The sequence below is a fragment of the Paenibacillus auburnensis genome (assembly GCF_927798115.1).
GTDB lineage: Bacteria > Bacillota > Bacilli > Paenibacillales > Paenibacillaceae > Paenibacillus_AQ > Paenibacillus_AQ auburnensis.
In genome coordinates, this window is record NZ_CAKMMG010000001.1 from 562,363 (window position 1) to 587,818 (window position 25,456).

General features: G+C 47.7%; 28 protein-coding genes. 16 read left to right on the forward strand and 12 right to left on the reverse strand.

Annotation, left to right across the window (positions count from 1 at the left end; all coding sequences use genetic code 11):
* The first annotated feature begins 111 nt into the window (after positions 1 to 111).
* Positions 112 to 1,290, forward strand: a complete 1,179-nt coding sequence (locus L6H70_RS02550; RefSeq protein WP_236329464.1) for an amidohydrolase family protein — start codon at positions 112 to 114, stop codon at positions 1,288 to 1,290.
* Positions 1,291 to 1,421: 131 nt separating this feature from the next.
* On the opposite strand, the gene L6H70_RS02555 is transcribed toward L6H70_RS02550, so the two are convergent.
* A complete protein-coding gene (locus L6H70_RS02555) occupies positions 1,422 to 1,790 on the reverse strand; it encodes an ABC transporter substrate-binding protein (RefSeq protein ID WP_236329466.1) in 369 nt (122 codons plus the stop codon).
* 111 nt (positions 1,791 to 1,901) lie between these two features.
* Between L6H70_RS02555 and L6H70_RS02560 the strand changes: the two genes are divergently transcribed.
* Positions 1,902 to 2,360, forward strand: coding sequence for a hypothetical protein (locus tag L6H70_RS02560; RefSeq protein ID WP_236329468.1), 459 nt, complete (start codon positions 1,902 to 1,904; stop codon positions 2,358 to 2,360).
* A gap of 127 nt (positions 2,361 to 2,487) precedes the next feature.
* On the opposite strand, the gene L6H70_RS02565 is transcribed toward L6H70_RS02560, so the two are convergent.
* The 4 genes from L6H70_RS02565 to L6H70_RS02580 form a co-directional block, all read right to left on the reverse strand.
* The gene (locus L6H70_RS02565; protein WP_236329470.1) at positions 2,488 to 3,249 is read right to left on the reverse strand and encodes a DUF975 family protein; all 762 of its coding nucleotides are present in this window, start codon (positions 3,247 to 3,249) and stop codon (positions 2,488 to 2,490) included.
* Positions 3,250 to 3,398: 149 nt separating this feature from the next.
* Positions 3,399 to 4,214, reverse strand: coding sequence for a hypothetical protein (locus L6H70_RS02570; RefSeq protein ID WP_236329474.1), 816 nt, complete (start codon positions 4,212 to 4,214; stop codon positions 3,399 to 3,401).
* Positions 4,168 to 5,127 (reverse strand): ABC transporter substrate-binding protein, encoded by a 960-nt coding sequence (locus L6H70_RS02575; protein WP_236329476.1) that lies wholly within the window; start codon positions 5,125 to 5,127, stop codon positions 4,168 to 4,170. The genes L6H70_RS02570 and L6H70_RS02575 overlap by 47 nt, the downstream gene beginning before the upstream one ends.
* Positions 5,128 to 5,247: 120 nt before the next feature.
* Complete coding sequence (locus L6H70_RS02580; RefSeq protein WP_236329478.1) at positions 5,248 to 6,894, reverse strand: AraC family transcriptional regulator; 1,647 nt, start codon at positions 6,892 to 6,894, stop codon at positions 5,248 to 5,250.
* Between the two features lie 246 nt (positions 6,895 to 7,140).
* On the opposite strand from L6H70_RS02580, the gene L6H70_RS28670 reads away from it, so the two are divergent.
* Positions 7,141 to 7,269, forward strand: a complete 129-nt coding sequence (locus L6H70_RS28670; protein ID WP_279306720.1) for a hypothetical protein — start codon at positions 7,141 to 7,143, stop codon at positions 7,267 to 7,269.
* A gap of 26 nt (positions 7,270 to 7,295) precedes the next feature.
* Here L6H70_RS28670 and L6H70_RS02585 read toward each other — a convergent pair whose 3' ends face one another.
* Together L6H70_RS02585 and L6H70_RS02590 are read right to left on the reverse strand one after the other, a co-directional pair.
* On the reverse strand, positions 7,296 to 9,572 hold the full coding sequence (locus L6H70_RS02585) for a preprotein translocase subunit SecA (protein WP_236329480.1): 2,277 nt from the start codon (positions 9,570 to 9,572) through the stop codon (positions 7,296 to 7,298).
* Between the two features lie 360 nt (positions 9,573 to 9,932).
* On the reverse strand, positions 9,933 to 10,310 hold the full coding sequence (locus L6H70_RS02590) for a PilZ domain-containing protein (RefSeq protein WP_236329483.1): 378 nt from the start codon (positions 10,308 to 10,310) through the stop codon (positions 9,933 to 9,935).
* Positions 10,311 to 10,622: 312 nt separating this feature from the next.
* Here L6H70_RS02590 and L6H70_RS02595 point away from each other — a divergent pair, with 312 nt between their 5' ends.
* From L6H70_RS02595 to L6H70_RS02615, 5 genes are read left to right on the forward strand one after another with little or no spacing between them, the layout of a single operon-like run.
* Positions 10,623 to 11,207 carry a TetR/AcrR family transcriptional regulator gene (locus tag L6H70_RS02595; protein ID WP_236333078.1) on the forward strand — a complete coding sequence of 195 codons (585 nt, stop codon included), beginning with the start codon at positions 10,623 to 10,625 and terminating at the stop codon, positions 11,205 to 11,207.
* 21 nt (positions 11,208 to 11,228) lie between these two features.
* Positions 11,229 to 12,050 carry a substrate-binding periplasmic protein gene (locus L6H70_RS02600; protein WP_236329484.1) on the forward strand — a complete coding sequence of 274 codons (822 nt, stop codon included), beginning with the start codon at positions 11,229 to 11,231 and terminating at the stop codon, positions 12,048 to 12,050.
* A gap of 42 nt (positions 12,051 to 12,092) precedes the next feature.
* Entirely contained in the window at positions 12,093 to 12,737 is a 645-nt protein-coding gene (locus L6H70_RS02605; protein ID WP_054940381.1) for an amino acid ABC transporter permease, read from the forward strand.
* 19 nt (positions 12,738 to 12,756) lie between these two features.
* On the forward strand, positions 12,757 to 13,503 hold the full coding sequence (locus L6H70_RS02610) for an amino acid ABC transporter ATP-binding protein (protein ID WP_236329486.1): 747 nt from the start codon (positions 12,757 to 12,759) through the stop codon (positions 13,501 to 13,503).
* A 17-nt stretch (positions 13,504 to 13,520) separates the two neighbouring features.
* Complete coding sequence (locus tag L6H70_RS02615; RefSeq protein WP_236329488.1) at positions 13,521 to 13,955, forward strand: OsmC family protein; 435 nt, start codon at positions 13,521 to 13,523, stop codon at positions 13,953 to 13,955.
* A 60-nt stretch (positions 13,956 to 14,015) separates the two neighbouring features.
* On the opposite strand, the gene L6H70_RS02620 is transcribed toward L6H70_RS02615, so the two are convergent.
* Positions 14,016 to 14,885, reverse strand: coding sequence for a sulfurtransferase (locus L6H70_RS02620; protein ID WP_236333079.1), 870 nt, complete (start codon positions 14,883 to 14,885; stop codon positions 14,016 to 14,018).
* 192 nt (positions 14,886 to 15,077) lie between these two features.
* On the opposite strand from L6H70_RS02620, the gene L6H70_RS02625 reads away from it, so the two are divergent.
* Positions 15,078 to 16,073, forward strand: coding sequence for a phosphotransferase enzyme family protein (locus tag L6H70_RS02625; protein ID WP_236329490.1), 996 nt, complete (start codon positions 15,078 to 15,080; stop codon positions 16,071 to 16,073).
* Positions 16,074 to 16,083: 10 nt separating this feature from the next.
* Here the strand turns inward: L6H70_RS02625 and L6H70_RS02630 are convergent, their stop codons facing one another.
* Entirely contained in the window at positions 16,084 to 17,472 is a 1,389-nt protein-coding gene (locus L6H70_RS02630; RefSeq protein ID WP_236329491.1) for a cryptochrome/photolyase family protein, read from the reverse strand.
* 169 nt (positions 17,473 to 17,641) lie between these two features.
* Entirely contained in the window at positions 17,642 to 18,013 is a 372-nt protein-coding gene (locus L6H70_RS02635) for a hypothetical protein (protein WP_236329494.1), read from the reverse strand.
* 229 nt (positions 18,014 to 18,242) lie between these two features.
* On the opposite strand from L6H70_RS02635, the gene L6H70_RS02640 reads away from it, so the two are divergent.
* From L6H70_RS02640 to L6H70_RS02660, 5 genes are read left to right on the forward strand one after another with little or no spacing between them, the layout of a single operon-like run.
* On the forward strand, positions 18,243 to 19,214 hold the full coding sequence (locus L6H70_RS02640) for an ABC transporter ATP-binding protein (protein WP_236329496.1): 972 nt from the start codon (positions 18,243 to 18,245) through the stop codon (positions 19,212 to 19,214).
* A complete protein-coding gene (locus tag L6H70_RS02645; protein WP_236329498.1) occupies positions 19,207 to 19,956 on the forward strand; it encodes an ABC transporter permease in 750 nt (249 codons plus the stop codon). Before L6H70_RS02640 ends, L6H70_RS02645 begins: the two co-directional genes overlap by 8 nt.
* A complete protein-coding gene (locus L6H70_RS02650) occupies positions 19,956 to 20,330 on the forward strand; it encodes a GntR family transcriptional regulator (protein ID WP_236329501.1) in 375 nt (124 codons plus the stop codon). The genes L6H70_RS02645 and L6H70_RS02650 overlap by 1 nt, the downstream gene beginning before the upstream one ends.
* 12 nt (positions 20,331 to 20,342) lie before the next feature.
* On the forward strand, positions 20,343 to 21,044 hold the full coding sequence (locus L6H70_RS02655; protein ID WP_236329502.1) for an ABC transporter ATP-binding protein: 702 nt from the start codon (positions 20,343 to 20,345) through the stop codon (positions 21,042 to 21,044).
* Positions 21,038 to 21,769 (forward strand): hypothetical protein, encoded by a 732-nt coding sequence (locus L6H70_RS02660; protein ID WP_236329504.1) that lies wholly within the window; start codon positions 21,038 to 21,040, stop codon positions 21,767 to 21,769. Before L6H70_RS02655 ends, L6H70_RS02660 begins: the two co-directional genes overlap by 7 nt.
* 122 nt (positions 21,770 to 21,891) lie before the next feature.
* On the opposite strand, the gene L6H70_RS02665 is transcribed toward L6H70_RS02660, so the two are convergent.
* Positions 21,892 to 22,266: a PilZ domain-containing protein gene (locus L6H70_RS02665; protein ID WP_236329506.1), complete on the reverse strand. Its 375-nt coding sequence runs from the start codon at positions 22,264 to 22,266 to the stop codon at positions 21,892 to 21,894.
* Positions 22,267 to 22,389: 123 nt separating this feature from the next.
* Here L6H70_RS02665 and L6H70_RS02670 point away from each other — a divergent pair, with 123 nt between their 5' ends.
* Positions 22,390 to 22,995, forward strand: coding sequence for a pentapeptide repeat-containing protein (locus L6H70_RS02670; RefSeq protein ID WP_236329511.1), 606 nt, complete (start codon positions 22,390 to 22,392; stop codon positions 22,993 to 22,995).
* Positions 22,996 to 23,155: 160 nt separating this feature from the next.
* On the opposite strand, the gene L6H70_RS02675 is transcribed toward L6H70_RS02670, so the two are convergent.
* On the reverse strand, positions 23,156 to 23,440 hold the full coding sequence (locus L6H70_RS02675) for a hypothetical protein (protein ID WP_236329513.1): 285 nt from the start codon (positions 23,438 to 23,440) through the stop codon (positions 23,156 to 23,158).
* 208 nt (positions 23,441 to 23,648) lie between these two features.
* Here L6H70_RS02675 and L6H70_RS02680 point away from each other — a divergent pair, with 208 nt between their 5' ends.
* A complete protein-coding gene (locus L6H70_RS02680) occupies positions 23,649 to 25,283 on the forward strand; it encodes a sensor domain-containing diguanylate cyclase (protein ID WP_236329515.1) in 1,635 nt (544 codons plus the stop codon).
* Positions 25,284 to 25,456 lie beyond the last annotated feature (173 nt).

A 25,456-nucleotide genomic window follows, 5' to 3' on the forward strand; every position in this document is an offset into this window, starting at 1 on the left:
ACACCTCTTTTGTTTAAATAAATGCCTAGAAATTTAGCTGGTGCCCGTGGTGATGAATAATTCGGAAACGTTTCCGATTAATGGTCTTGTCCGGATAATTTTCGTGTTATAATGCGAATTGGAATTATTAATTATTATGGGAGGTTTTGGATGGTGGATCGATATAAAACATCCCTGGTTATATTGGCGGCATGTTGTATGTTAATGACTGCATCAGGTTGTACGGAAGCGCAACCGGACAATCAAGCGGAACCCAAAGCGACAGCAACTACTCAAGCGGTAAGCCCTGAGAACACAGTAACGGCAGAACACACGGATTTGAAATCGTCAACGGATCAGCCGGATTTTACTCAGCTGGTGAATACATACGGGCATCTGGGACTGATCGACGCTCATAATCATGATGCATCTGGCAAGCAGTTTCAAAGGATGGAGGATGTATGGACGAAGTATAAAGTGCGAAATGTCATTCTTTTCGGAGACGTTTCCGAACATAGCGCAATTCTGACCGATTCTTACAGCTGGTACGCTTACCAGAGCAATCCCGACTTTTATATTCCCTATTTCTCCGGCTTTGATCTCCATGATCCTGGCAGTCTTGATGTAGTCAAAGACAATTTAGAAAAGGGCTACTTCGGCCTGGGCGAGATTGCTGCGGCTTCAACTCATTCTCCGGTACTTTCGAATGTGGAATGGAAGGCGAACGATCCCATGGATGGTTATCTTCCACAGATTTATGATCTGATTGCGAAATATAAGGCACCAATTCTTTTGCATATCGATCCGCCAAGCGGAGAGCCGGTAGCCAAGCTGGAGCAAGCTTTGAGGCAGCATCCGGATACGACTTTTATTTTCGCCCATATCAATGCCTACAACACTCCTGAAGAAGTCGATCGCTTAATGGCGAAATATCCGAACCTTTACGCTGATTTTTTTGCCGGCTTCTCCGTCTACAATCCAGAAGGAGGGCTGCACCCGGAACTCTTCATTCCTGTGATTAAAAAGTATCCCGATCGTTTTATGCTAAGCACAGATTCCGGATATGGACTTGATGGCGGGGAAGAGAAGGCCATTGAGGGTATGTACCGCATGCTGTATCTGTTAGACGATCCCCAGATAGCACAGATGATCGCCCGGGATAATCTCATGAAACTGATTCAAATGCAACCAGCGACAGAGACGCAGTTGAGAGCCATTGTTGAGCTGGAGAAAAGCACTGGTAAATCCTACGGGGAAAATCTAAGCAAGCTGGAGGCAGGGAAAATACTTGCTCTGGCGGATAAAGGTTGATAGCATAGGCGGCAACCATTAAGGACTTTTCGAAAAAGGTTGGATGCTGCTCCATCAGCGGCAGCGGAGCGAAGCCATGAATACAATTTTAGCACAAAAAGCCCGCACCCCGTGCGGGCTCTTCCTGTTGACTATTCACCAGTGGCGATAGGGTTTGAAGGATACGATATCCAGTCACTCCAGCTCCCTACATACAGCCGCCTTTCAGCAAAATGTCGGCACTCTCTTCCCGGTGTGCGATCGCATATTGATAGCCTTTTTCCGTTGCTTTGAGAAATTTGCTGATTTCTTCTGGATGTTCCTGTATTGCTGTACCGGTTTGTGATGAGCAGCGGGGTATAATAATCGAGCGCCGGATCAAGCTCACGAGCCGAAATATAGAATAGTTCCATGCCTTTAAGCTTTACTTCAATTCTTGTCCAGCCTTCGAAAATCCAGGCGAAATCAATGCTGCTTTGCGTAGGGGGAGGGTCAAGAACAAAAAGTGTGGTCGCACTCATTACGAAAAAATAACCAAAACAGCAGGCCGGAACGCTTGCAAATTTGCACCAATTTCTTTATCGTTTTATAATTGTAGCTTACAGAATCGTATTACAGGAGGAACGGGGACTATGGTGAAAAGTGGGAAATACATGCTTGTCGGTGCGCTTCTGACAGGGGTAGGCGTCTCTTTGATGACCTATTCAGCAAGTCGCTATACTTCGTTTAAACGAATCATAGCCAGCACCATCCGTTTGGAAGAAATCGCCTCTCTAGAAATCACCCGATTGTCGTCAGTTCCCGGTGAGAAGAAAGACGTCATTATTACTGATCCTGCAGTCATTAAGAGGATTTATGATGATTTTTCTCCTATTCAGTTAATGAAATCGGCCCGTAATGTAAACTCTGACACAAAATTCAGCTACTATATTACGATCGTGCAGGCTGACCGCAAGCAACGATTTGATATTATTTTAAAGGGCAGACAGCATATGATCATCTATGACAATGATTTGAACAATCCTCACTTGAATGCATATAAAATCATAAGTCCTTATTATCCGCAAGCACTAGAACAGGTGTTTGACTGATTATTGTTGACATTACCTGCTCCCGAGAATACGAACAAGCTTTCATCGTTATAACTACAGCATAAAGAGCCTGCAGCTTGTGCAGGCTCTTTATGCTGTTCTCCGTATTATCAATAGGGGTACGATTCTATAAATAACGTGTCGGTGCTAGCCGGAGTTCATATTCTGATGTCATTTTATATGTAAGTGCAGTATGGCGTAATTCCAAGTAAAGCTCTGCCTTCGTGGCATTGATGTAGGGCTGAACGAATAAGACGCCGATGCCAAGAGCCAGCAGGCCAAGCAGAATCCAGCCGATAAAGCTCAGATCAAGCACAAACATGCGAAACTTATGTCCCTTTGTCATTTGGTTGCTTAATTCTACTGCACGGTTATATCCTATATTCGGATTGTCTGCAAGGATGTAAGGTACCTGACTATACGCATAGGATTTTACTATTCCTGGAATGATCAGTAACAGGAACCATAAGAAATTCAAAAAACCTCTCCAGAGCATAGTTAGAACTATAGCCCAATACCGTTCCTTATTAAATGCATAGCCGATATTGCCCATACGGACTTCACCCTCAGCGGCCTGCTTGAAGTAACGCAATGAACCTACTGTGAGAGGAGAACCGACCAGGATATAAAATGCAATTCCAAGTACTGCGATTATGCTAACAATGAAAAATACGATAATAAGGAAAGGTCCTAAAAATCCCCAATTCAAGTCATGAACCGAGTTGGACCATTCTGAACGAATTGATGAGGAGCCTATTCTTTCATTCAAGCTAGGGATACCTGAGCCTTCTCCAAGTAAAACCAGTATTAAACTCACCACAAAAGCCTTCCAGTACGAAGTGCGGAGCACATCCTTAGCCCTTCGCTTTATTTCTTTACGATCCCACATTAATACCTCTCCCTTTGTTTGCATTTTGTTCTTTGACTTACAATAGATACCATAGATTATGCCAAAAAGAAACAATTAATTAGCATACGCACAAAAAAAACCGCGGGGGCCGCGGGGTTGACCTGTTGACTATTTACCAGTAGCTCCGTTTACTCCGGTGGCAGTATAGGACAGCTGCAGCAGTATCCATGATCTGATCTGAGCTGATAGGCCAGACAGCAGGTGGCCTTAATAGATATAGTGTTGTATGGAGGGTTGCGGTCCGTTCTGAATCTGGGCAAGATGCGGAACGGATTACGGGGAAGTCCGAATGCCTCCGGTTCGAGTTCCCAGGTCATAGCTTTGAATTGCTCGATGATAAGGTTGCGGGTGCTGTCACCTGTTGCGTTCAGGGCTTCCTCTTCCATATAGGTATATAGCTGATTATAAATTTGCTTCCATAGCATCACTGCTTTAGTTTGTGCGGCTTTGGCAAGAGCAAGAATAATCGGTCGAACATCATTCTTATAGAACAAACCAAGCTCATCTAGTAGTAATTTCCCAGAAACATGTTTGAGGCAGAAGCCGTCACGAATTTCATGGATATGGAAGGAGAATATGGGGAACCCCTCAGTGCGGATGAGCTGTACAGACATGTTACTCAGGCACAAGGAATGAGCCATCGGGTGTGCAGCCGTGAGCAGTGCATATTTGGCTCCACAAATTCCGGCGTACCAGCTGCAAAAGATGGCGGCTGCTAAACGCTTGTCCTCTGTTCCGAGCATGGAAGCATAAGTTTCGAGTAAATACTCAGCATTTGCAGGCAGGCTTAATTCGGTAAGTGAAAAAGTAACCACTGCATTCTCCGCAGCCTCCGGATAAATGAAAAATCTTTCTCCCAATTGTATGTCATCGGTTTCGCACATCCTTAAATCCCCTTTATTTCGAGTTACCCTCAAAGGCTTGAAGAACCGAATCAATCGCATAGCGGTTTGCCAGCGGAGACATGCCCACGTTAAACCAATCCTTGCCCGACATCAAATACACCTGATTCTTCTTGACTGCATTCATGTTCTTCCACAGAGGACTATCCAGCATATCTTTATAGGTTTGCTTAATCTCGGCATTGTCCTCATTATTCAGCTGAATAATAAGGTGGTCAGGATTATATTCGGGCAAATTCTCAAGTGAAATGGATAATGACGGATCTTTAGGTAAGTTCGGAATCGTCTCCAGACCAAGCGTGGTATGAATAAACTTTCCGCGATCGATCTGATCCCCGTAGAGGAGGAGACTGTTAGGCATAACCATCATATACAACACGGTTTCGTTGCCAACCAGATCATCAAGCTTCCGCTTGGCTTCAGCTTCCTGGGCTGCAAGATCTTGAATGACCTTCTCTGCAATTTCCTTCTTGCCAAGGACTTCGCCAATATCCTTCAGTTCATCACGCCAGTCATCACGCTGTGGCAGCAGAACCGTCGGTGCGATCCCGGATAACTGATCATAGTCCTTGTCAGACCACCAGACGGGAGCAAGGATCAGATCTGGTTCAGCGGCCAATATCATTTCAAAATTCGGGGTTTCTGCAATGCCCATTTTAAGAGTATCCTTGAGCGGTTCCCGCAGATAGGTTGGCAGATCCGTATGGTAATTCTGTACTGCTATTGGTGTAACGCCCAATGCCTGCAGAAACTCCGGATAAACTACGGAGAGTCCGATGACTTTGGTTGGATTGGTAGGGATCTTAATCTCGCCTTTTTCACTTTTCACTACACGAAAGTCCGCTCCAGCTGTGGCGGCATTCTCGGCCTGTCCAGTGTTATTTGAGCAAGCTGCCATTACCAGTACCATCACAATAGCCATACAGAACGCCGTTCCTGTTCTTATCTGTTTCATTTATTATGTAACCTCCTGATTTTCGATATCTTGATTCTCACTTGAGAGTGAGAATCAATATCACTGTTAGGAGTATAAAACAATCTTTCAAATCCGACTATTGACAATCTCGCCAATATTTTATGTTCGATTACGCCAAAGAGATAACGCCAGGTCAAGAATCAACTCCTGTGTGAACGATGTATACTCTGTCCATGGGAAGGGAGGGAGATGGTCAATACGCGAATATCCGGCGGGATCAGGATGCTTCCACGACTCCTTGCCCCGGAGTTCAGACCAGATGGCCTGCGAGTGGACATCCTCATCCACGATCAACAGGAGCCTGTCTGCATCCACAGACCCGAGCTCTTCCAGCGTCAATGTCTGATGTCTAAGCTTGCGATTAACAACAGACGCCGGGAGCAGATGTAGATCATCGTAGAGCACTTCACCCAAGCTTCGATTAGACAATACGGTAATCTTACGACCGGATATTCGGGCAATAAGAAGCTTGTCCTTAGTGAGTTCATGATCTAAGTCTGCCCGGACAGCCTCGGCTTTGCGTTCATATTTGTCTAACCATACCGCCGTTTCCTTTGACTTGTTAAGGCATTTTCCGATGAATCTAAATTGCGTCCGCCAATCCATCGGGAGCCGGGACACGAGATAAGTGGGTGCAAGCGCTTGAAGCTGCTGATGTATGTCCGGACTTAGCGATTGCTCCAGCCCCAGAATAAAATCAGGTTGGAGGAGGCTGAGCTGCTGTATTCTGGTATTGTCATCTTGGGCAAGAGGGAGTACCGCACTAGGCTCATATTTACGGCGGTAATAATCAGTCCAAGGATGGTCAGCCGGAGCTGCGCAGGGAATAATATTCAAGGTGAGCAGATCCCCAATCAGGCTGCCGTGGTAAGTAACAATTTTCAGCTTGGCGTTTCGCATGAATGTTGCCGGAGCTACACCGGTAATTTGCTTGAATTTGCGCCGGAAATAAGGGATGTCCTTATAACCGACGTAAGTTGCGATATCCTTCAATTCATAATTCGTTTGCGGCAGCATAAGGCTCCGGGCTTGTCTGATCCGATATTCGGTCAGGTATTCAATCGCGCTGATACCATATTTCTGCTTGAACAGTCTAATGAAATGCCTTTCGCTGGTGCCAGCTTCGCTTGCCAGCAGACGGATGGAGAGCTCTTCGCGGTAGTGTTGCTCTATATATGTCTTGACCCGCTCCATCACAGTGTCTGTATCGCTTGGCTGGAGCTGGCTGACATCGTTCAGCAGACTATACAGCAGCTCATAGAATCCGCTCTGGGCATGCAGCCGCTTCAAGGGGTTTATGCTTTCCATGGAAGCGCCGATGGCCTCACAGTGTTTGCTGTAGGTTATAGTTGATGTAATCGCTGCTTCACCTTCCAAGGGGAAGGGGATAAGAAGCTCTGATGAGCTTGTCTGTCCCTGATGTTCAGGCAGATCAAGCTGACCAAATACATCAAACCGCAGAATGTACAATCTCTGGTCTCCTGAACCCTCTAGACGGGCTTCGATCAACTGCCCCGGCAGGCAAACAAACACAAATCCTGGTCTGAGTTCAGCGTATTTTCCATCTACTGTTATCCAACCCTGGCCAAATATCGGAATCAGGAGCATATGCGATTCAAGAAATTGCAGCCGAAGCGACCACTCTTCTTTGGGATTATTGTTCTGCGTGATGCTTCGAAGCCTGAACCACATTTGGTCAATCTGTCCGAATCTTTCTGCAGGCGGTATGCCATCCTTACTGATCATTCATCGCCACCACTTTCCGTTATACAGCAACCCGCAAATACTTGCATCTGAGGCCGCGAGCCACTGGGATAAGATATCCTTTTCCCTGTTGAAGCCAACAATTCTCTGAACAGCCTGTTTGCTGTTTACCGATGAGAGATTCATGCTGCACAAAACTTTCGATTCAAAATTTGTATTAAAAACGGGACGCTTATATTCTATTCGTATATTATACTGTGCGTTAGACGACTGTGGGGAGAAACTGGGGTGAGTGGGGAAGCTATGAAGGGAATGTTCGTATTATTGAATACATCGCCAAGCGGCGTAGATGCATTGGCGATGTATTATGTATGCCCCGAAGTTAACACGGAGACAACGATTCGCTTCGAAAAATAGTTTCAGTTCAGATAATAGTTCAGTCTTCAATATTTGGACAGCTTGAACACCGGCTTCATAATCATACGGATCCAATAAGCAAATACAGTCGTACCGGTCCATGAGCTTCGCTTATTCTGTAGGTACTGATCGTTAATAATATAAGTCCTGGTGGAGGCAGGGCTCTTTAAACCGAGCTTTTCCCACTCCGCCGGGTCATTCGAACCTCCGAGTCTTTCAAGCATTTTTTCCGACGCACTATTTACTTTAGCAGGAATTTGCTCGTAGGCTTCGGTGATTTGCGCATGAAATTCGTCAATCGGACTACGGCTGGCAAGGCTCTCCAAATGGATGCTCTCGCGTAGGTAAGAAATGAACGCAAGATGTTCAGCCCAGAACTCGTCGATATAAAAAAGCCTGACCCGCTGCTCCGAAGGACTCATCGGCTTCTCGCCTTTCAGAATTCGGAGCCGCTCCTCGTATAGAAGCCGCCTCTGATCCTCCACCATATCTGAATAGCAGTTCAATTCCTTATGGATATCGAAGTTTTGACCCATAACAATACGCTGAATACTTGTGATCTTATTGCTGAGTAATGGCTCTTCAAGAGCCTTATCCTGCTTTGGATCGCGAACCGCTTTATGGATGCCGAAGCGAAGCAGTAACTCGTCCTCCATGCTTACATAAAAAACGGAAGCTCCCGGGTCGCCTTGACGGCCGGAACGCCCGCGCAACTGGTCGTCGATCCGCACGCTTTCGTTCACATGGGTGCCAATCACATATAACCCGCCCAGCTTAGCGACTACTTCTGCTTGTGCGGGGTCGCCTCCGCCGAGCCGGATGTCGACGCCGCGTCCCGCCATATTTGTAGACACTGTCACTGCACCGGTTTCTCCCGCTTTGGCGATGATGTTAGCTTCTTCCGCGTCGTTTTTCGCATTCAGAACATGGCAAGGTACACCGGCAGCCGCTAGCGCCTCAGCCAGTATGGCAGACTCTTCGACGCTTGACGTACCAATGAGAATTGGACGTTCCGTTCGATGGACGGATGAGATTTCTTGTACGAGTGCCTTAAGCTTGGCTTCTTTATGGGTATAGATCCTATGCGGATAGTCGATCCGGATGTTTGGCCGGTTCGGCGGAATTTGCACGACCTGCAGCGCATAAACATCTTCGAAGTCTCTTGCGGAAGCATGTGCGGTAGCCGTCATTCCGCAAATCTGCGGATACAGGCTGATGAAGTGTTGAATGGTGATCGTCCCGAGGATTTTTCCGCTGGTTGTGGAGGACAGCCCCTCTTTGGCCGTAAGCGCGGCTTGCAGCCCGTCCGGCAAATACCGGTTTTCCGCCACGCGGCCGGTGTATTCTTCAATCAGCTCAATTTTGCCGTCCCGGACGATATAATCGATGTTTTTCTTTAATAACGATTCCGCATGTAGTGCGCAATTTAATGACGTCAGCAAGTGACTGTTGTGACTATCATACAAATTGCCGCATCCCAGCAGCGATTCCGCTTTCTCAGCGCCTGCTTCATTCAAGTAAACGTTCCGCTGGAACTCATCGAAGTCGTAATGCTCTGCTTGCTTGAGCTGCCGGGCCACTTCTGCAAAACGAAAGCCGTCGCTCCTGGAAGAGGGTGAATCGCCGCTGATGACTAGCGGCACCCGCGCTTCGTCGAGAAGCAGCGAGTCCGCTTCGTCGACGATGACGTAGTGGAAAGGACGATGCACGGTATCGGCTTCGCTTAGTGCAATTGTGTCGCGCAAGTAATCGAATCCGGCTGCTTTAGCCGTAACATAGGTTATATCTTTGGCGTATGCTTCCCGTTTCTCGTACAGGCTCATACCTGCTTGAACCGAGTTTACCGTTAACCCGAGGAAACGATAGACCGGGCCCATCCATTCCGCATCCCGCTTAGCCAAATAATCGTTAAAAGTCAGCACATGAACGCCTTGGCCGGTCAGTGCATTTAGATATGCAGGCATAACAGCAGAGAGTGTTTTTCCTTCACCGGTATGCTGCTCGATCAAATTTCTCTCATGCAGAGCGATAGCAGCCATGATCTGGACATCGTAAGGCTGTAATCCGAGCTTTCTCTTTGCTGCCTCACAGACTAACGCATAAGCATCGATAAGCAGTTTGTCCAAAGGTGTACCTGACCGCGCTTCTTTTTGCAGCCGGAGAGATTCCGCTTGGAGCTGCTTGTCATCCCAGGCTCCCATATTCCGTTTCTTAATGAGCTCCGTTTTGTCCCGATAGACCTTTAGCTTATTCTGGTTATCGACGTTTTTGAATTTTTGCATGAACTTGACGGCTATATTCATATTAATTTGATCTCCCCTCGGTAGATACGCTTAGTTCTGAATAATATTTGCGCTGATCTGTGCCTAACCGTTTTAATAGAATCCGATGTGGCTAATCCGAAAGTGATTGACGTTTATGGTAAAACAAATGCAGCGTGCCGAGAAACTATGTGATTGAAAGGAATGGCGAACGCAGAGGAGTTTTCCAGTTATTGGTTGGGAATGATTGTAACTTATGTATTGTACAATGTAAATACTATATTGCATTCTTGGAAAGCTAAAATATTTATATAAGTATGGGATCAAATCCAACTTGGAGGCTGTTTCAGGTGTACAAAAAAGGAGCACTCCCTTACGGAGAATGCTCCTTTTTTGTATCTCTCAACGAACCAATATTTTACCTTCACCAGCCAGTGTGCGCAGCATTTTTGGAAGGCGATCCTTGTCAGCTTCAGGAATGTCCAATTGAATGCCGTAGTGAAAGGTATCAGATTCCTCCTTATACCATCGCAATGTTCCTTCTAAGTACATAGATTCTGAGGAGAGTGCCATATCCATGCCTATACGTACCAGGTTAGCTTCCGGATTAATGTTCAAAGGAATCGATAAGCGGCATCCTGAACGGCTAATGTCATGCAGTTGGGCACTTACGGGTTTGGGGGGGACGGGGATTCCGTTAATGGTAAGAATATGTAGATCAAATGTAGCAGGTTCTTTTAGAGTGTAGCGAAAAGGTTCAGTTCTGCGGTTACTGTTCATATGCTCCTCCATACTTTTCCATGTGTACTTAAAATTTATCGACACGGAAGCAGGATTAATGAAGAGCTATAATCCCGTTGGTCTCAAGTTTAAGTCGTCATGCTACTGGCCGGCTGATTAGCACTTGGCATATTGCTTGGTAAAAAATGTCGTATATCTGACGAAAGGAAGAAATATCAAGAATCTATTGACAATAACATAGTTATCCTATAGGATTTAAAAAAAGACAACTGACTGACGAATCAATCGGGAGGGGGAGATGGATTGCCTATAGATGAAAACAACGGAAACATAGACCGCAGAACTCAGCTGATGCAGATTGCTCTGGAGAAGTTTGCCAGGCTGGGATATCATCAGACGAAAATATCGGATATCGTTCAGGAAGCGGGTGTAGCGCAAGGAACCTTTTACTGGCACTTTAAGAGCAAGGAAGCAATTGCGCTGGAGATTATCGAAACGGGCGAGGAACAGCTGCTGCAAGTGATTGCCCAAGGGTATCGTCAAGATCCGGGAGATATAGCGGATATGGTAAAAGCATCAGAAGCACTGTTCCACCGGTTGTTCAATTTCGCCGCAGAGAACCGCCATCTTATGGAGATCCTCCTGATGGGAAATGGAGCCGATCAAACGATAAGGAAGCGTATTTCGGCTACCCGGAATGCAATGGAGCAAGCTTTTCGCCGGAATATAGAAAGAGCGATAGAGCTGCAAATGCTCCCTGAGGGTATAGAGGTTGAGCTACGCGCTGCTCTGTTGATGAGTATGTGTGACGGCTTGCTCTCACGCTGGTTATTTGGCTCCGAAGACATTCATTCTAAGGTTGCCGATGCCTCGGCACAGCAATTAGCGAGTGAATTGGCCAGTTTCGAATTTTACGGATTGTTGGGAAAACAATAGATAAAAGGGAGAGAAACAATAATGATAAAACGTAAATTAACTATGGTTACAATAACAGCTCTGGCTGTATTCGGTCTGGCACTAAGCGCTTGCGGAGGGAACTCAGATTCGGGAACTACGGCATCGAATGAACTGGAACAAATTAAAAAAGCGGGCGTGATCAAGGTCGGTACCATGGGAACCTATCCGCCGTATACCTTTTTGAATGATAAGAAAGAAGTTGACGGTTTTGACCCTGATATCGCCAAGGAAATTGCCAAACGTCTTGGAGTAACAGCAGAATTCACGACTCAGGATTTCTCCGGGCTGATCCCAAGTCTGCAAGCGGAGAAATTCGACATCGTGATTAGCCAGGTTACGATTACTGATGAACGTAAGAAGCAAATTGATTTCACGGATTCTTACATCACCAACAATGTCAAAATCATCGTCAATACCAAAAATTCAGATATCACGAAGCTGGAAGACTTCAAAGGAAAAACGATTGGGGTGGGACTAGGAACGAACGATGAAACCTACCTGCGTACCGAAGTGCTGCCAAAAGTAGGTGATTTCACCATCAAGACGTATGATGATGTCATTACCTCACTGAAGGATCTGGATGCAGGACGGATTGATGCGACCATTAATAATCTGTATGCCTTGAAACCGATTGTGGATGAGAATGGCTTCCAGATTAAAGCGGTGGGCGAACCGATCAAATCCGATATGGCGGGTGTAGCGCTTCGCCAGGATAATGCAGAGCTTCGGGATGCCATGAATAAAGCATTGGCAGATATGAAGGCAGACGGCACATATGACACTCTGTTTCAGAAATGGTTCAATGAGACACCTGCAAAATAAATGTTGGAGTGTGCGCCCTATGGCGGGAAGGGGGTAGTATTTATGCAACTCGTATTCGACAATCTGCCCTTCTTGCTGAAGGGCGCCGGTTACACTTTACTGTTGACGATTGTCTCGATGTTCTTCGGTTTGATGATTGGACTCGTGGTGGCAATCGCCCGCCTCAAAGGGAATCCGCCGATCCGGTGGATTGCCCGTTTCTATGTATCGGTCATCCGCGGGACACCGCTTCTTGTACAGATTGTTATCATATATTATGGGCTTGTAGATTATGGGATTACGCTTGGTTCCCTGACAGCAGCCTATATTGCGCTCAGTGTAAATGCCGGGGCTTACTTGTCTGAGACGTTCCGTGGAGCCATTTTGTCGGTTCCGAAGGGACAACTAGAGGCTGCTTATTCAACCGGAATGACGCCATGGCAGGCGATGCGCAGAATTGTGCTGCCGCAGGCCATGCGTATAGCTATACCACCTATGGGAAATACGTTCATTGGTATGCTGAAGGAGACCTCACTCGTTTCAGTAATCACGGTCAGCGAACTTCTGCGTCAAGCACAGCTCCTCATTGCCCAGTATTATCAATATATGCCTTTTTATCTGGGGATCGGTGTGATGTATTGGATTATGAGTACAGGGCTAGCCTTTATCCTGGAGCGGTTCGAACGCAGATTGGCCAAAGCTTATTGAACATGGAGATGACGTTAACATGATAACGACTACAGGCTTATCGAAGCATTTTCAGGATCATGAAGTGCTGAAGGGCATTAATATACAAGTGGCAGCGCAGGATATTGTTGTTGTTCTGGGACCGAGCGGTTCAGGCAAAAGCACATTGCTTCGCTGCTTAAATGGTCTGGAGGACATCTCAGGCGGCAGCTTTGAAGTAAATGGGATTGTGGTAGATGCCACTGCCTCCAGACGTTTGCGTCAGCAGGCCACCCGGAATATCCGTAAGCAGAGCGGGATGGTGTTCCAGCAATTTAATCTATATCCCCACAAAACAGCGCTAGGCAATGTGATAGAAGGTCTGATCACCGTGAAGAAGCTGCCAAAGGAACAGGCTGTATCTATAGGCCGGAAGCTTCTGGACCGCGTTGGACTGGCAGATCGTGAAGAATATTATCCTTCCCGGCTCTCCGGCGGGCAACAACAAAGAGTGGCAATTGCCCGTTCTCTGGCGATGGAACCCGCAGTCATGTTATTCGATGAACCCACTTCTGCGCTTGATCCTGAGCTTGTGGGTGAGGTGCTGAGTGTGATGCGTGAGCTGGCTCAGGAGGGGATGACTATGCTGGTAGTATCACATGAGATGAAGTTTGCCCGTGAAGTGGCGACCAAAATCATTTTAATGGCAGATGGTCATATTATCGAAGAAGCGGCTCCACAGCGGTTTTTTGAAGATCCCCAAGAGGAACGGACACGCAGATTCTTGCGCCAAATCAACGAAATTTAAGGAAGAAGGTAAATATAATGAAAGTGTCGACCATTTGGAAAGGTAAACGGATGTTTGATTCAACCGGTCCTTCCGGCTATTCCGTGGGGATGGATGCAACTCCTAAATACGGTGGTAACGGCGAAGGCATGACTCCGATGGAATTACTGCTGGCCGGGTTGGGTGGCTGCATGGGCATCGATATTACGATGATTCTGGACCGGTTCCTGCCGGAAATCACACGACTCGAAATTGAAGCAGATGGAACCCGCAAGGAAACGAATCCTTCCGGATTTACAGCGATTGATCTGTTTTTTCATATTGATGGAAATGTCCCGGATTACCGGCTCTGGAAAGCCATCCTGATGGCTGAGGAGAAGTACTGTGCCGTCTCGGATTCGCTTAAGGCAGAGATTCACCCCCATCTAATCCTCAATGGAGTAGAAGTAGAGAAACCAGAGAAAACAAGCTAAGGACCCTACATCGATATAACTCAAGCATAAAAGCCCGCGCATGGCGCGGGCTCTTTGTATTTACTCTTTCCCAATAGCCACCGGATTCTCCTCATAACTAACCCAATCGCTCCAGCTGCCGGCATACAGCCGGACGTTCTTAAACCCGACCTTCTCCAGCGCCAGTACATTCGGGCAGGCGGTTACCCCGGAGCCGCAGTAGACGATGATTTCGGAAGCTTTATCCAGTCCTGCGAAGTGTTCTTTAAGTTCCTCTGCACTCTTATAGCTGCCGTCTGCGTTCTGTGTGTCTTTCCAGAAGTAATTGACCGCACCGGGAATATGTCCGGCTTTCTTATCCATGGTCTCATTCATGCCCTGATAGCGGTCACCCGCGCGCGAATCGATCAATACGGTCCCTGTAGATGTGGAAGCATTAGTCCCGCCATTAACCGTCTTCTCCGATACTTGCCGAACCTCTTCAACATCTGCCAGCATTTGCGGCTGCACATTGGGCACAAATGAGCTAGGCACCCGCACCGGCTGATGATCTGTGACCGGGAATTTCTCAGCTTTCCATGCACTGAAGCCGCCCTCCAGAATGAACACCTGCTCATGCCCGAGGTAGCGCAGCAGCCACCAGAGCCGCGCAGCATTCATGCCGCTCTCATCATCGTAAGCCACGATGCGTGAATCGTTTCCGATTCCGAGCTTCGAGAGACGTGCCGCAAGTACCTGCGGATCGGGAAGCGGATGCCGCCCGCCGTGATCACCCACCGGGCTGGACAGATCCAGCTCCAAATCGAGATAAACTGCACCGGGTATATGCTCCTGTTCGTAGCTCTCCCGGCCAGCATCAGGTTTACCGAGCGTAAACCGGCAGTCTACTATAGTTTGTTCCGGCTCATAGAGTCTGGCGAGCAGCCAGCGTTTAGAGACAGTAGCATCCATTAGAATCCCATCCTTTATCCAGTGATATGTAATGGCATTATTATAACGGAAAAAATACAGAGACGCATACATGCCCATAATCCGTTTGTAAAGATTGTTATTATTCATCCAGTCGGGAGAATTGACACAGCCAGACTCTGATTTTACAATTGCCTTTGAGCTGATAGATCAATGAGAGAGAGGCTTAAGCCTGTGGAAACTATAGTAAGTAAAGCCTGGCCGGAATGGGCCGGGACGCTGAGGAGACGGAGCGGGGGCTGGAATAACACCACCTATTTTGTGGAAAGTCAAACAAAACGCGGAGTCCTCCGCATATATGATACGCATAAGGACAAAGCCAAGATTGAATTTGAGCATGCCGTACTCCAACAGCTGGGGAGCCAAAACCTGCCCTTTAAAGTACCTGTACCCGTATCAGCCGTAACTGGTGAAACGATGTATCAAATCAATGAAAGCGGCAAATTCGCCTGCTTGTTCCGGTATATCGAGGGAGATACGCCTAAGGAAGAAGCATCCGGATATGCCGAATCCTTCGGGGAGGCTGCAGGCATTCTTTCGGCTGTGCTGGCTGATATCAATCCCGGACTGACTCCTGTGTACCGGCCATATTATGAGCTGCGGACATCCTATCCGCTATGCAGTACAGAGGTTATCCGTGAGCTGTGTCTGCATCCGCCGGAACCCTTTAGGGAGTTGGGCATGGAACTGGAAATGCTATACAAAGCTTATGAGAACATTACAGATTCGCTACATGAGCTTGCGGAACTGCCGCATCAATTGGTGCATGGTGACTTGAATGCTTCTAACCTTCTGGTCCAGTCAACCAATCCTAGTGAGGTAGCTGCTCTGCTTGATTTTGAATTCTGCACCTATGACCTGCGGGTGATGGAACCTGCTGTTATACTGTCCGGGCTGCTGGGACATCCGGAAGACAAGTTGATGATCCGCAAGCTTTGCCGGGGATTTAGCCGTAGTGTCCGGCTCTCACCGGCCGAAATCAGCGCGATACCTGTACTGATGCTGCTGCGGAAGATCGATGTGTTCCTTCATTTTGTCACCCGTTTCCTTGAAGGTACCGATGAATCCGGTGTGCTGCATGAGCAGACCAGGCTTCTGTCAGCAGACCTAATCCAGCTGTCAGCCGGAACAGCGGAAATCTTAGCCGTTTTGCGTGAAGAGCAGGAATGAGCCAGGAAGGCTATAACTCATTCCCAAAGGCCGGTTTCACAGAAGCTCCTTTGCTGTTCAGGATCTCTTTATAGATCTCAAAGGCTAGTGCCCTTGAACTTTTCAGATCGACGATGGCATCCGGCCTGGGCAGATGGATAGTCTTATCCGGCAAATCTGCCAGCTCCGGCAACCAGGTGCGGATGTAGCTTCCGCTTGGATCATGCGTTTGGGATTGAGTTACCGGATTCATAATCCTGAAATAAGGCGACGCATCGAATCCGAGAGATGAGCTCCAGAGCCAGCCGCCCCGGTTCAGCACATTGTCATAATCACTTAGCTTCAGCCTGAAGTAACGCTCCCCGTAAATAAACGGACAGCCCAGATTTTTGGTCAGGAACATAGCGGTAATCATGCGCAGCCGGTTAGGCATCCATCCGGTTTCGTTCAGCTGGGTCATGGCGGCATCGATTACCGGAATACCTGTCCTCCCCAAAGACCATGCCTCAAAGTACTTCGTTCCCAGACGACCCAGATCATAAACCTTCTCATAGCTGAAAAAATCAGTATCCAGGCGGGCCTGATACAGATAGAAATCCCGCCAGGCCAGCTGTCTCAGCCATTCTTCAATTCCTGCTTCTTCCTGAGTCAACCGGCTGTACACGGTACGTGCTGAAATTGCCCCTGTATTGAGATGGCGGCTGATCCGGCTGGTGCCCTCCAGAGCGTAACGGTCGCGGCTTTTAGGATAACCCTGCAAATTCAGATTTAGAAAATGCTCAAGTGAACGGCTTGCATCTATCATCTGTCCGTCAGGGGCTGTCTGATCTAACTGCCGTTGAACCTCTTCCGGAACCATGAAGTCTTGGGCAATTTGTTCGACCAGCGCTGAAGTTTCCAGCTCAGCCAAGGCTGAAGAAAAAGGCGGCCGGAACCGCTCGGCCAGGTAGCTGCGCCAGCGGCGGTAGAACGGGGTGAATACCTTGAAGGACTCACGGCGTCCGCACCATTCCATGAAATCTTCCGGATCACAGAGCATACTGTCATGATAGAGTTTGAATGTGATGCCCAGTTCAGCCGATGTGTTACGCAGGCTCTGGTCTCTATGTAATGCATAAGGTGTGTAATCAGCATGAATCATCAATTCCTGAACCGGATAGGCCTCACTCAGCCTCCTGACAATGGTATCAGGCTCCCCATAAAGAATATGCAGCTGCTTGCCCTGAAGGGAATAGGCCTGCTGCAGGCTGGACACGTGAGCCAGGAAGTTTGTCCCGCTATGCTCCAGATAGCGCTGCTTGCGCAACAGGAAGGGCTCTAGGATAAGCACATGAAGGCTGCGTGAACCGGCAGCACGGATAGCATCAAAGGCTGGAAGATCGGTAGTCCGCAGGTCCTTGCGGTGAATGAAAAGAATCATTAACAGGATTTCCTTTCCGTTATCAATTGAATGTTTTGTTGCCACCACTTGTCCATAATACGATGGATGGTGAAGTTTTGGCGATATGCATAACATAATAAAAAAGAGAGTATGCCGGCAGCTATTTAAGCCAAGGCATACTCTCTTTGTTTGCTGCTGATCGAACGAATCAGATGATCCGGTAACCGGAAGGCAGGTTTCCAGTACGGCGTATAGTACGGATTTGAGCCAAAGTTAGCCTTTGATTGGTAGAGATGATCGATTCTACATCATTGCCGTTAATATAATCGTCCAGATCACGGATGTTATGGTTTCCGCGAAGGACCCGGAAGCTGCCTCTAAACCGGGTTCTGCTGAACAGGACTAATGTCGCATTGCTGCTGGTCGAGAAGAAACGCAGGCTTTCAATGCCGTCCAGAATATTGTCCGTGTTGCGGATGCCGAGATTTCCGGTGTACGTTCTGCGTCTTCCCCGATAATTTTCTTCCTCATACACTCTGAGGCGCGGGTAAGTCTGTGAAATATGAACCTCCGGCTTCATAGCTATTCCTCCCCTAGATAAATAATGCATGAGCTTAATCGATTCACTTGAATCTCTCATGCCACTCTATTCTATGTATCCTTGATGTTTTGGTGTGGTTGGGAGACTACTGTGGTGAAAAATAATAACATCCATATCTTTACACCATAATTATCTTAGTGTACTATGTAACTAACACACCGATACAGAAAACCTGGATACTAAATTTACTCGATATAGGGAGGATACCATGGAGCGGACAACAGTTAGCCCAGAACATGCCGGAGCCAAAAGTGACCCGGTAGTGCTGCAGATGAAGGGCGTCAGCAAAATGATTAAAGGGAAGGCTATCGTGAATCAGCTGTCTTTTGAGATTCGTAAAGGTGAGATTGTGGGGCTGCTGGGTCCCAATGGGGCAGGCAAGACAACTACGATCCGCATGATGACTGGCCTGATCAAGATGACAGAGGGGGATGTGCTTGTCCACGGTCACAGCATCCGCAATGACTTCAAAAAGGCGATTGCCCATATCGGTGCAATCATCGAGAATCCCGAGTTTTACGGCCACTTGACGGGTCTGGACAATCTGAAGCAGTATCTGCGGATGAGTGACGGAGTTGCCGAATCGCGGATCGCCGAGGTTGTAGCGCTGGTCGGGCTGCAGGGGGCGATGGATAAAAAGGTAAAGGCGTATTCGCTTGGTATGCGCCAGCGGCTAGGTATCGCCCAGGCTCTGCTGCATTCCCCGAAGCTGCTCATTCTGGATGAGCCGACCAATGGTCTCGATCCTGCAGGGATCCGGGAAATGCGTGATTATATGCGGAATATTGCGGAGGTGGAGGGGATCTCCATCTTAATCTCCAGCCACATGCTGGCGGAAATTGAGCAGATTTGCAACCGGGCAGTAGTTATCCAGAACGGTTCGCTGGTCACGGTAACTCAGCTTGGAGCAGAGGCAAAGAGTGAAGATGAGGTAACCCTTACCGTTCGTGTTGATAAGGTTGAAGCAGCGCAGGCCGTAATACAGGCAATGGATGGGGTGGAATTGACCCGTACTGACGAAATGCAGAAGGAACTGAATATCCGCCTGATTGACCATAAGGTGCCGGAGCTTGTTGTAACACTCAGCGAATCTAAAGTCGGCGTATACCGGATAACTGAGAATAAACAAAGTCTCGAAGAAGATTTCCTGAAATGGACAGGAGGGAACCGCATTGCGTAAATTTAGTAACCTGGTTCTTAACGAGTGGCTGAAACTGTTTAAGAAACGCTCCTTTTTTGTACCCCATCTGATTCTTGTGCTCTTTCCGCTGGTGCTCGGGTATATTATTCATTCAGTATCACCGGAGACGTTTGCTTCCGCTGCGGAGTTCACGAAGCAAATGCTGCTCCCGACCGGAATGGGCCAGGTCATGGCCATTTTGACCATCATCGGTACTGCAGGGATTGTAGCCAAGGAGCATAGTCAGGGAACCGTCAAATTTTTGCTCATCCGTGCCCGCAGCCGCACCGCTATTCTGGCTTCGAAATATGTAACGGTGCTGCTGTATGCCCTTAGCCTGACCCTGGTGGCAGCGGCAGCGATATTCCTATCGGGCCTGTTCTGGTTTACTGCCGGAGGCGGGGACACAGGGGTAGCGGATATCCTGCTGTCCATGCTGTACGGATTTGTGTATACGTTTATGTATGCAACTCTTGTCTTTATGCTGGGGGTGCTGACCAACTCTACGGGAGTGACCATCGGGATCGCCATGTTTGCAGTGACTATGGATAAAATCGTGATTAACCGGGAGTTCTATAAGTATTTTCTGTTCCCTAACCTGGATTTGTCCGCGTACAGCAATGGCGGTAATCCTCCGCTGCCTGGAATGACCATAGGTTTCTCGATCCTAATGCTTGCTGTGTATATACTAGTATTCCTCCTGGCAGGATTTACCGTCTTCAGACGAAGGGACGTTGCTTGATGACGATTGAATTTGACAACAACCAGCCGATTTATTTACAGATCATGAACTACCTCAAGGGAGAGATCATCACAGGCAAGCTGAAGCCCGGTGACAAAATCCCTTCGGTGCGCGAACTGGCGGCAGAACTGCAAATTAATCCAAACACGGTACAAAGAACCTTTCAGGAACTGGAGCGTGAAGAGATTGTGGAGACACGGCGCGGCATGGGCAGATATGTGACCGGGAAGGAAGAGACCATTATGAACATCAAAAAAGAAATGGCCCGGGACATTCTCGACCGGTTCATCCGCGGAATGCAGGAGCTAGGGTTTCAGAGTGAAGAAATTGTAACGGCGGTGGCGGAGAATATTGCTGCGAAGGACAGAAAGTAGGGGGATGTAAGGGTGGACAGGATACTCAAGGTAGAGCAGGTTTCGAAAAAATACGGCTCTAAACAGGCGCTGCACAATGTCACTTTTGAACTCGGCGCCGGTAAAATTATTGGACTGCTTGGCAGCAACGGCAGCGGAAAAAGCACTCTGATGAAGCTGATCGCCGGACTCGCACAGCCGGGCTCCGGCAGCATTTCCGTGCTGGGAACTCCGGTGGGCGGGGAGAGCAAATCATTGGTCTCATTCATGCCGGATCAGCCGCTGACGGAGGACTGGATGAAGGTAGGTGATGCGCTCAGGTTCATGGAGGATTTTTATCCTGACTTTGATCCGGCCAAAGCGCACCGCATGCTGGAGTTTATGAAGCTGAACGTGAAGGATAAAGTACGGGCACTATCCAAAGGGATGAATGAACGCCTGCAGCTTACGCTGGCGCTCTCGCGTAAGGCCAGACTGTATTTGCTGGATGAGCCGATTGGCGGAGTGGATCCGGTTGCCCGGACGAAAATCCTGAACGCTTTGATGGAATTTTATGAAGAGGACAGCACGATTCTGCTCTCCACCCACCTCGTGTCGGATATTGAACGGATCTTTGATGAGGTGATTTTTATTAAAGAAGGGGAACTCGTCTTGCATAGTGATGTAGAGGAACTGCGGCAGCAGCGGGGGAAAAGTATCGATGAGCTGTTCAGAGAGGTGTATGCGGAATGCTGAAGCTGATTCGTTATGATTTTAGACGCAGCCGTGACCGGATTCTTGCAACATTTGTGATTATGATTCTAATTCATACCGGGATTTGGGTATCCTCAGGCACAACGAGCAATGAGGTCATTTCCGGGCACCTGCTTACTTATTTTTCGATAGGAGTCATATTCCTCTTCATCACGGTGATTAATTATAACCGTAATCTGAAATCCTATGCGCGCAGGCTGCTTCCTGTAAATACCCTGTATACCGTCCTGGCACCAATTCTTCAATTCTGGATGCTGCTGCTGACTCTTATGCTTGTAGGACTGATCCACCTGGGGTTATATGTCCTGTTTTATTCAGCAGATTTCTTGCCGGGGAATTTCTGGACGGTTGCCTTACGAAGCGCGCTTCAGTGTACATGGTCTGCCGGATTCGTACTGCTCATGATTATGTTTGCCTGTACTGTTGCGAGAAGTCTTAGGGTCAGAGGGAAGATATGGATTGGAATTGCTGTGCTCGCGGGCCTGCAGAACGGGGTGGCTTATCTGGAGCAGCTTTTGTTCAAAAGCTATTTTTTAGGCATCGACAACGCTTTCCGGTTCGAGGTGCTCAAAGCTTCTGATGTTCCCAGTGGACTGAAGCTGAACTACGTAGGATCTAATGTGTGGCCGGTAATATTTGAAGTAGCGGTAGCAGGCCTATTAATCTATACTACAACCGTACTTGTGAAGAAAAGAACAGATTTGTAGAAGACGGGTTTCAAAATGACGAAAGCAGAGCTGTTCCGCAGCTTTGCTTTCGTTTTTGCGCAAAAAAAAGATCCCCGGGAAAGGACATCTTCTATCCATAGAATAGCGGATCTTACCGGCTTTTATTGAGCCTTGCGCGTATTTGTCCATAGCTCAAGCTCGCGCAGCAGCAGTTCCTCTTCTTCTTCATTAAGCTCTAGTCTTACTCCGTATTGGAACTGTCCAATGCCGAACATCCAGCCCCAGCGCACACTGCCTTCAAACTGCAGGTTCACGTCTGTTAAACGGAAATGTATAATTAGCTTCGTATCCCCTGAAGTAAAGCGGAGGTTCAGTGAAGTGCGTACTTTACAGCCGGAACGGCTAAGATCAAGCAGTACACCTTCTGTTAATTTACCGGCTCCCGGTCCGGAATTACCCGCTGGAACTTCAAGCCAGCATTCAATCGGCTGGTTCATTACATATCGGAACGGTTCTTTTCTGCTGGAGTCGTCCATCGTTTACCTCCGCTAGTTTTTTTGCTATTATATCGAAATGACAGAATGAGAACAATCTACTAAAGTGCTATTTTAATAGAAAATATTTTATTTATTCAGTCAGGGAACTAAAGGAGCGCTATCATGTATCAATACGACAATGAAACCTTTCAAGATCATAATTTTGATTATGCAGCTTTGCAGGACGGGGAACTGAACGGCTGCACCTTTGAACGCTGCTCCTTTAAAGGGGCTTCAATGGAAGAAATGACCTCAACCGGCTGCCGGTTTGCAGATTGTGACTTTACCGGGGCACAGCTGAATGCATCCGTACATAAAGGGGCAGCATTCACCAACTGCAAATTCACAGGGGCGAATCTATTCGTGTCTAAATTCGTGGATTGTAAGATGGTTGGCTCTGATTTCTCGAACGCTGCGATGGACGGAATTACACTGGCTGGGGGAGATTGGTCGTATACAAATCTCAGGCATGTCAATTTGGCCCGGCAGGATCTGCGTGGCATCCGGTTTCTGGAAGCAGATTTGCTGGGCTGCAATTTACAGAAGAGCAATCTGCGCGGTGCTGATTTAAGCCGTGTACGGCTGACCCAGTGTAAGCTGGAGGGTGCGGATCTGCGCGATGCGAAGTTGGATGGAATCGATCTGAAAAGTCTGGATTTAAAAGGTGTGCGGATCGATGTGGAGCAGGCTGTGCTGCTGGCCCGTTCTTTAGGTGCAAAGGTAGACTAAGCGAAATTTAAAAGCAGCTCCGCTCTTTTAATGAAGAGAACGGGGCTGCTTTTTTAAAAGATAAGAATTTATATGTTTCACACTCTAAATTATCATTCTCTTTCTCGCAGAAACGGATGCCGTCCTTAAAAAGACGGCAAAGCCGTTTCTTCTTGTTGCCTTACAGTTTGTATAGAGAAGCCATGCATTCAACAAACATTTTGTTATATTCAGAACGGGTAAGGTCATGGGTGGAGGCGATGTCGCGGCCGAGGAATTCAAACCACGTAATTTCTGTGCCATCTTTTTTGTAGGTGAACTTCTCATGCCGGATGGAGAAAGTTTCATTCTCAAAAGAAGGAACCTGCTCATATTTGAGCTCAGTACCCAGCTTCTCGGATACCAGCGTCGCTAGAAGGATAAGCATTTTAAAGGGGTCATCATACATTTCAAATTGTTCTGTCATCAACGTCCACTCCTTAATTTAGCATGTACTGCTGAGCAGAGTATACTATATCGTTCTAATGTAAGCACTATCATCTGGAGAAGTCAGTACAATTTTGATACAACATGTGAGCTTAATCAAGAAAGTACATACTGTATGCTTATCATTCGGGTATATTTATCCGATATAAAAAAATATCGACTATTTTCGACAAGGGGAATGAATGTGTATGTCGTTTAACCTGCGGACTCTATTTTCCAGCGCCTTTGCCGTAATTATCATTCTGCTCACTGCACTGCTGATTTTTGTGATCGGCAGCCAGTCTACGAAATCAGTGGAGAAAAGTATTGGAGGTTCACTGGCGGAAGAAGCCTATCAGATGGCTGAGAAGCTGGACCACTTTATGTGGTCCCGTTCCGGGGAAGTGGAAGTGTTAAGTAAGCTGAATGCTTTTCAGGAGCCATATGACAAGGCGGAAATCAGCGGTTTGCTGAATCAGCTGAAGAGCAGTCTGCCCGTATTCACTTGGGTGGGTTTTCTCGATCCTGCCGGAAATGTCCTTTCGTCAACGGATAATATTCTGTTAGCTCAAAATATAAGTCAGAGACCCGTGTTTCAGGAAGGGATTAAAGGTCTGTTTATTGGAGATGTGCATGACGCCGTTCTGTTGTCCAAGCTGCTGCCGAATCCGGGCGGTGAAGATTTGCAGTTCGTAGATGTCAGTGTTCCAATATACAGTAAACAGGGGCAAGTCACCGGCGTGCTGGCGGCGCATCTCAGCTGGGAATGGTCACGTGAGGTGGAAAAGTCCATCCTCGCTCCACTGAAAGATCGGATGACCGATGTCGAGGTGCTGGTGATCAGCCAAAAAGATGATACTGTCCTGTTGGGACCGGACAGACTGGTCGGCCAAAAAATGACGGATGAAGCACTCCGGAAAGCACGGAATGGTGAAAACTCATGGATAGTGGAAAAGCAGAAGGGGGAAGATTCTTATCTGACCGGTTATGCTTACGGAGACGGGTATTTGAATTACCCGGGTTTGGGCTGGTCCGTGATTATCCGTCAGCCGGCAGAGATCGCCTTCGCTTCTGTCCATCAGCTTGAACGGTTTATCATCCTAAGCGGAATGGCGGCTGCTGTGATCTTCGGAATTCTTGGCTGGTTCCTGGCAGGCTGGATTGCACGCCCACTGAATGCTATTTCCTATACAGCTGATTTGCTCAGCTCCGGTGCTGCTGATGCAGAGATTCCATCCTCTTCGCTTATCAAAGATGTAGCCGTTCTGTCAGCCTCCCTACGGAATCTCGTAGGCAATCTGACCAAGACGGAAAGCAAGCTAAATTATATGTCTGATATGGCGCTGCATGATGTCCTTACCGGCTTGCCGAACCGGGCAGCCCTTGAAGAATTTCTGGCTCTTGCCGTCAGTAAGGCGCAGCAAAACCGGACAACGCTCAGCTTTCTTTATTTAGATCTGGACGGATTCAAAAAAGTGAATGATACCTACGGACATGCGGCCGGGGATGCCTTGCTGCAGCAAGTAGCCGTACGGCTACTGGACTGCACCCGTGAGCATGAGATTGTTGCCCGTTTAGGGGGGGATGAGTTTGTTGTCATCCTTCATACTTCAGCGGCAAGACCAATGTATGAAGCCGAAATCGTTGCAGCGCGGATTATCAGCAAAATTAATCTTCCGGTTATGATCGGAGGCCACAGTCTTCATGTCGGCTGCAGTGTCGGTGCAGCAGTGTGGACGCCAGACGGGGCGGATACCAGTGAAACGATGCGGCTTGCTGACGAGGCGCTGTATATTTCTAAACGCAGCGGCAAGAACCGCATTACATTTGAGGCAGCCAGTTAAGCAGCTGGAAGAAGCAAAAAATAGCTCTTTTGGGAGGGGACGACTAAAAACGTCCTGCTGACCAAAAGAGCTTTTTTATGATTAAGAGTTGGAAATATTCAGCTTATGTAAATCAATTAGTGCACTCTTTTACGTGGATTAGACCACCACTTGATCCAGAGTTTTCCTTCGTC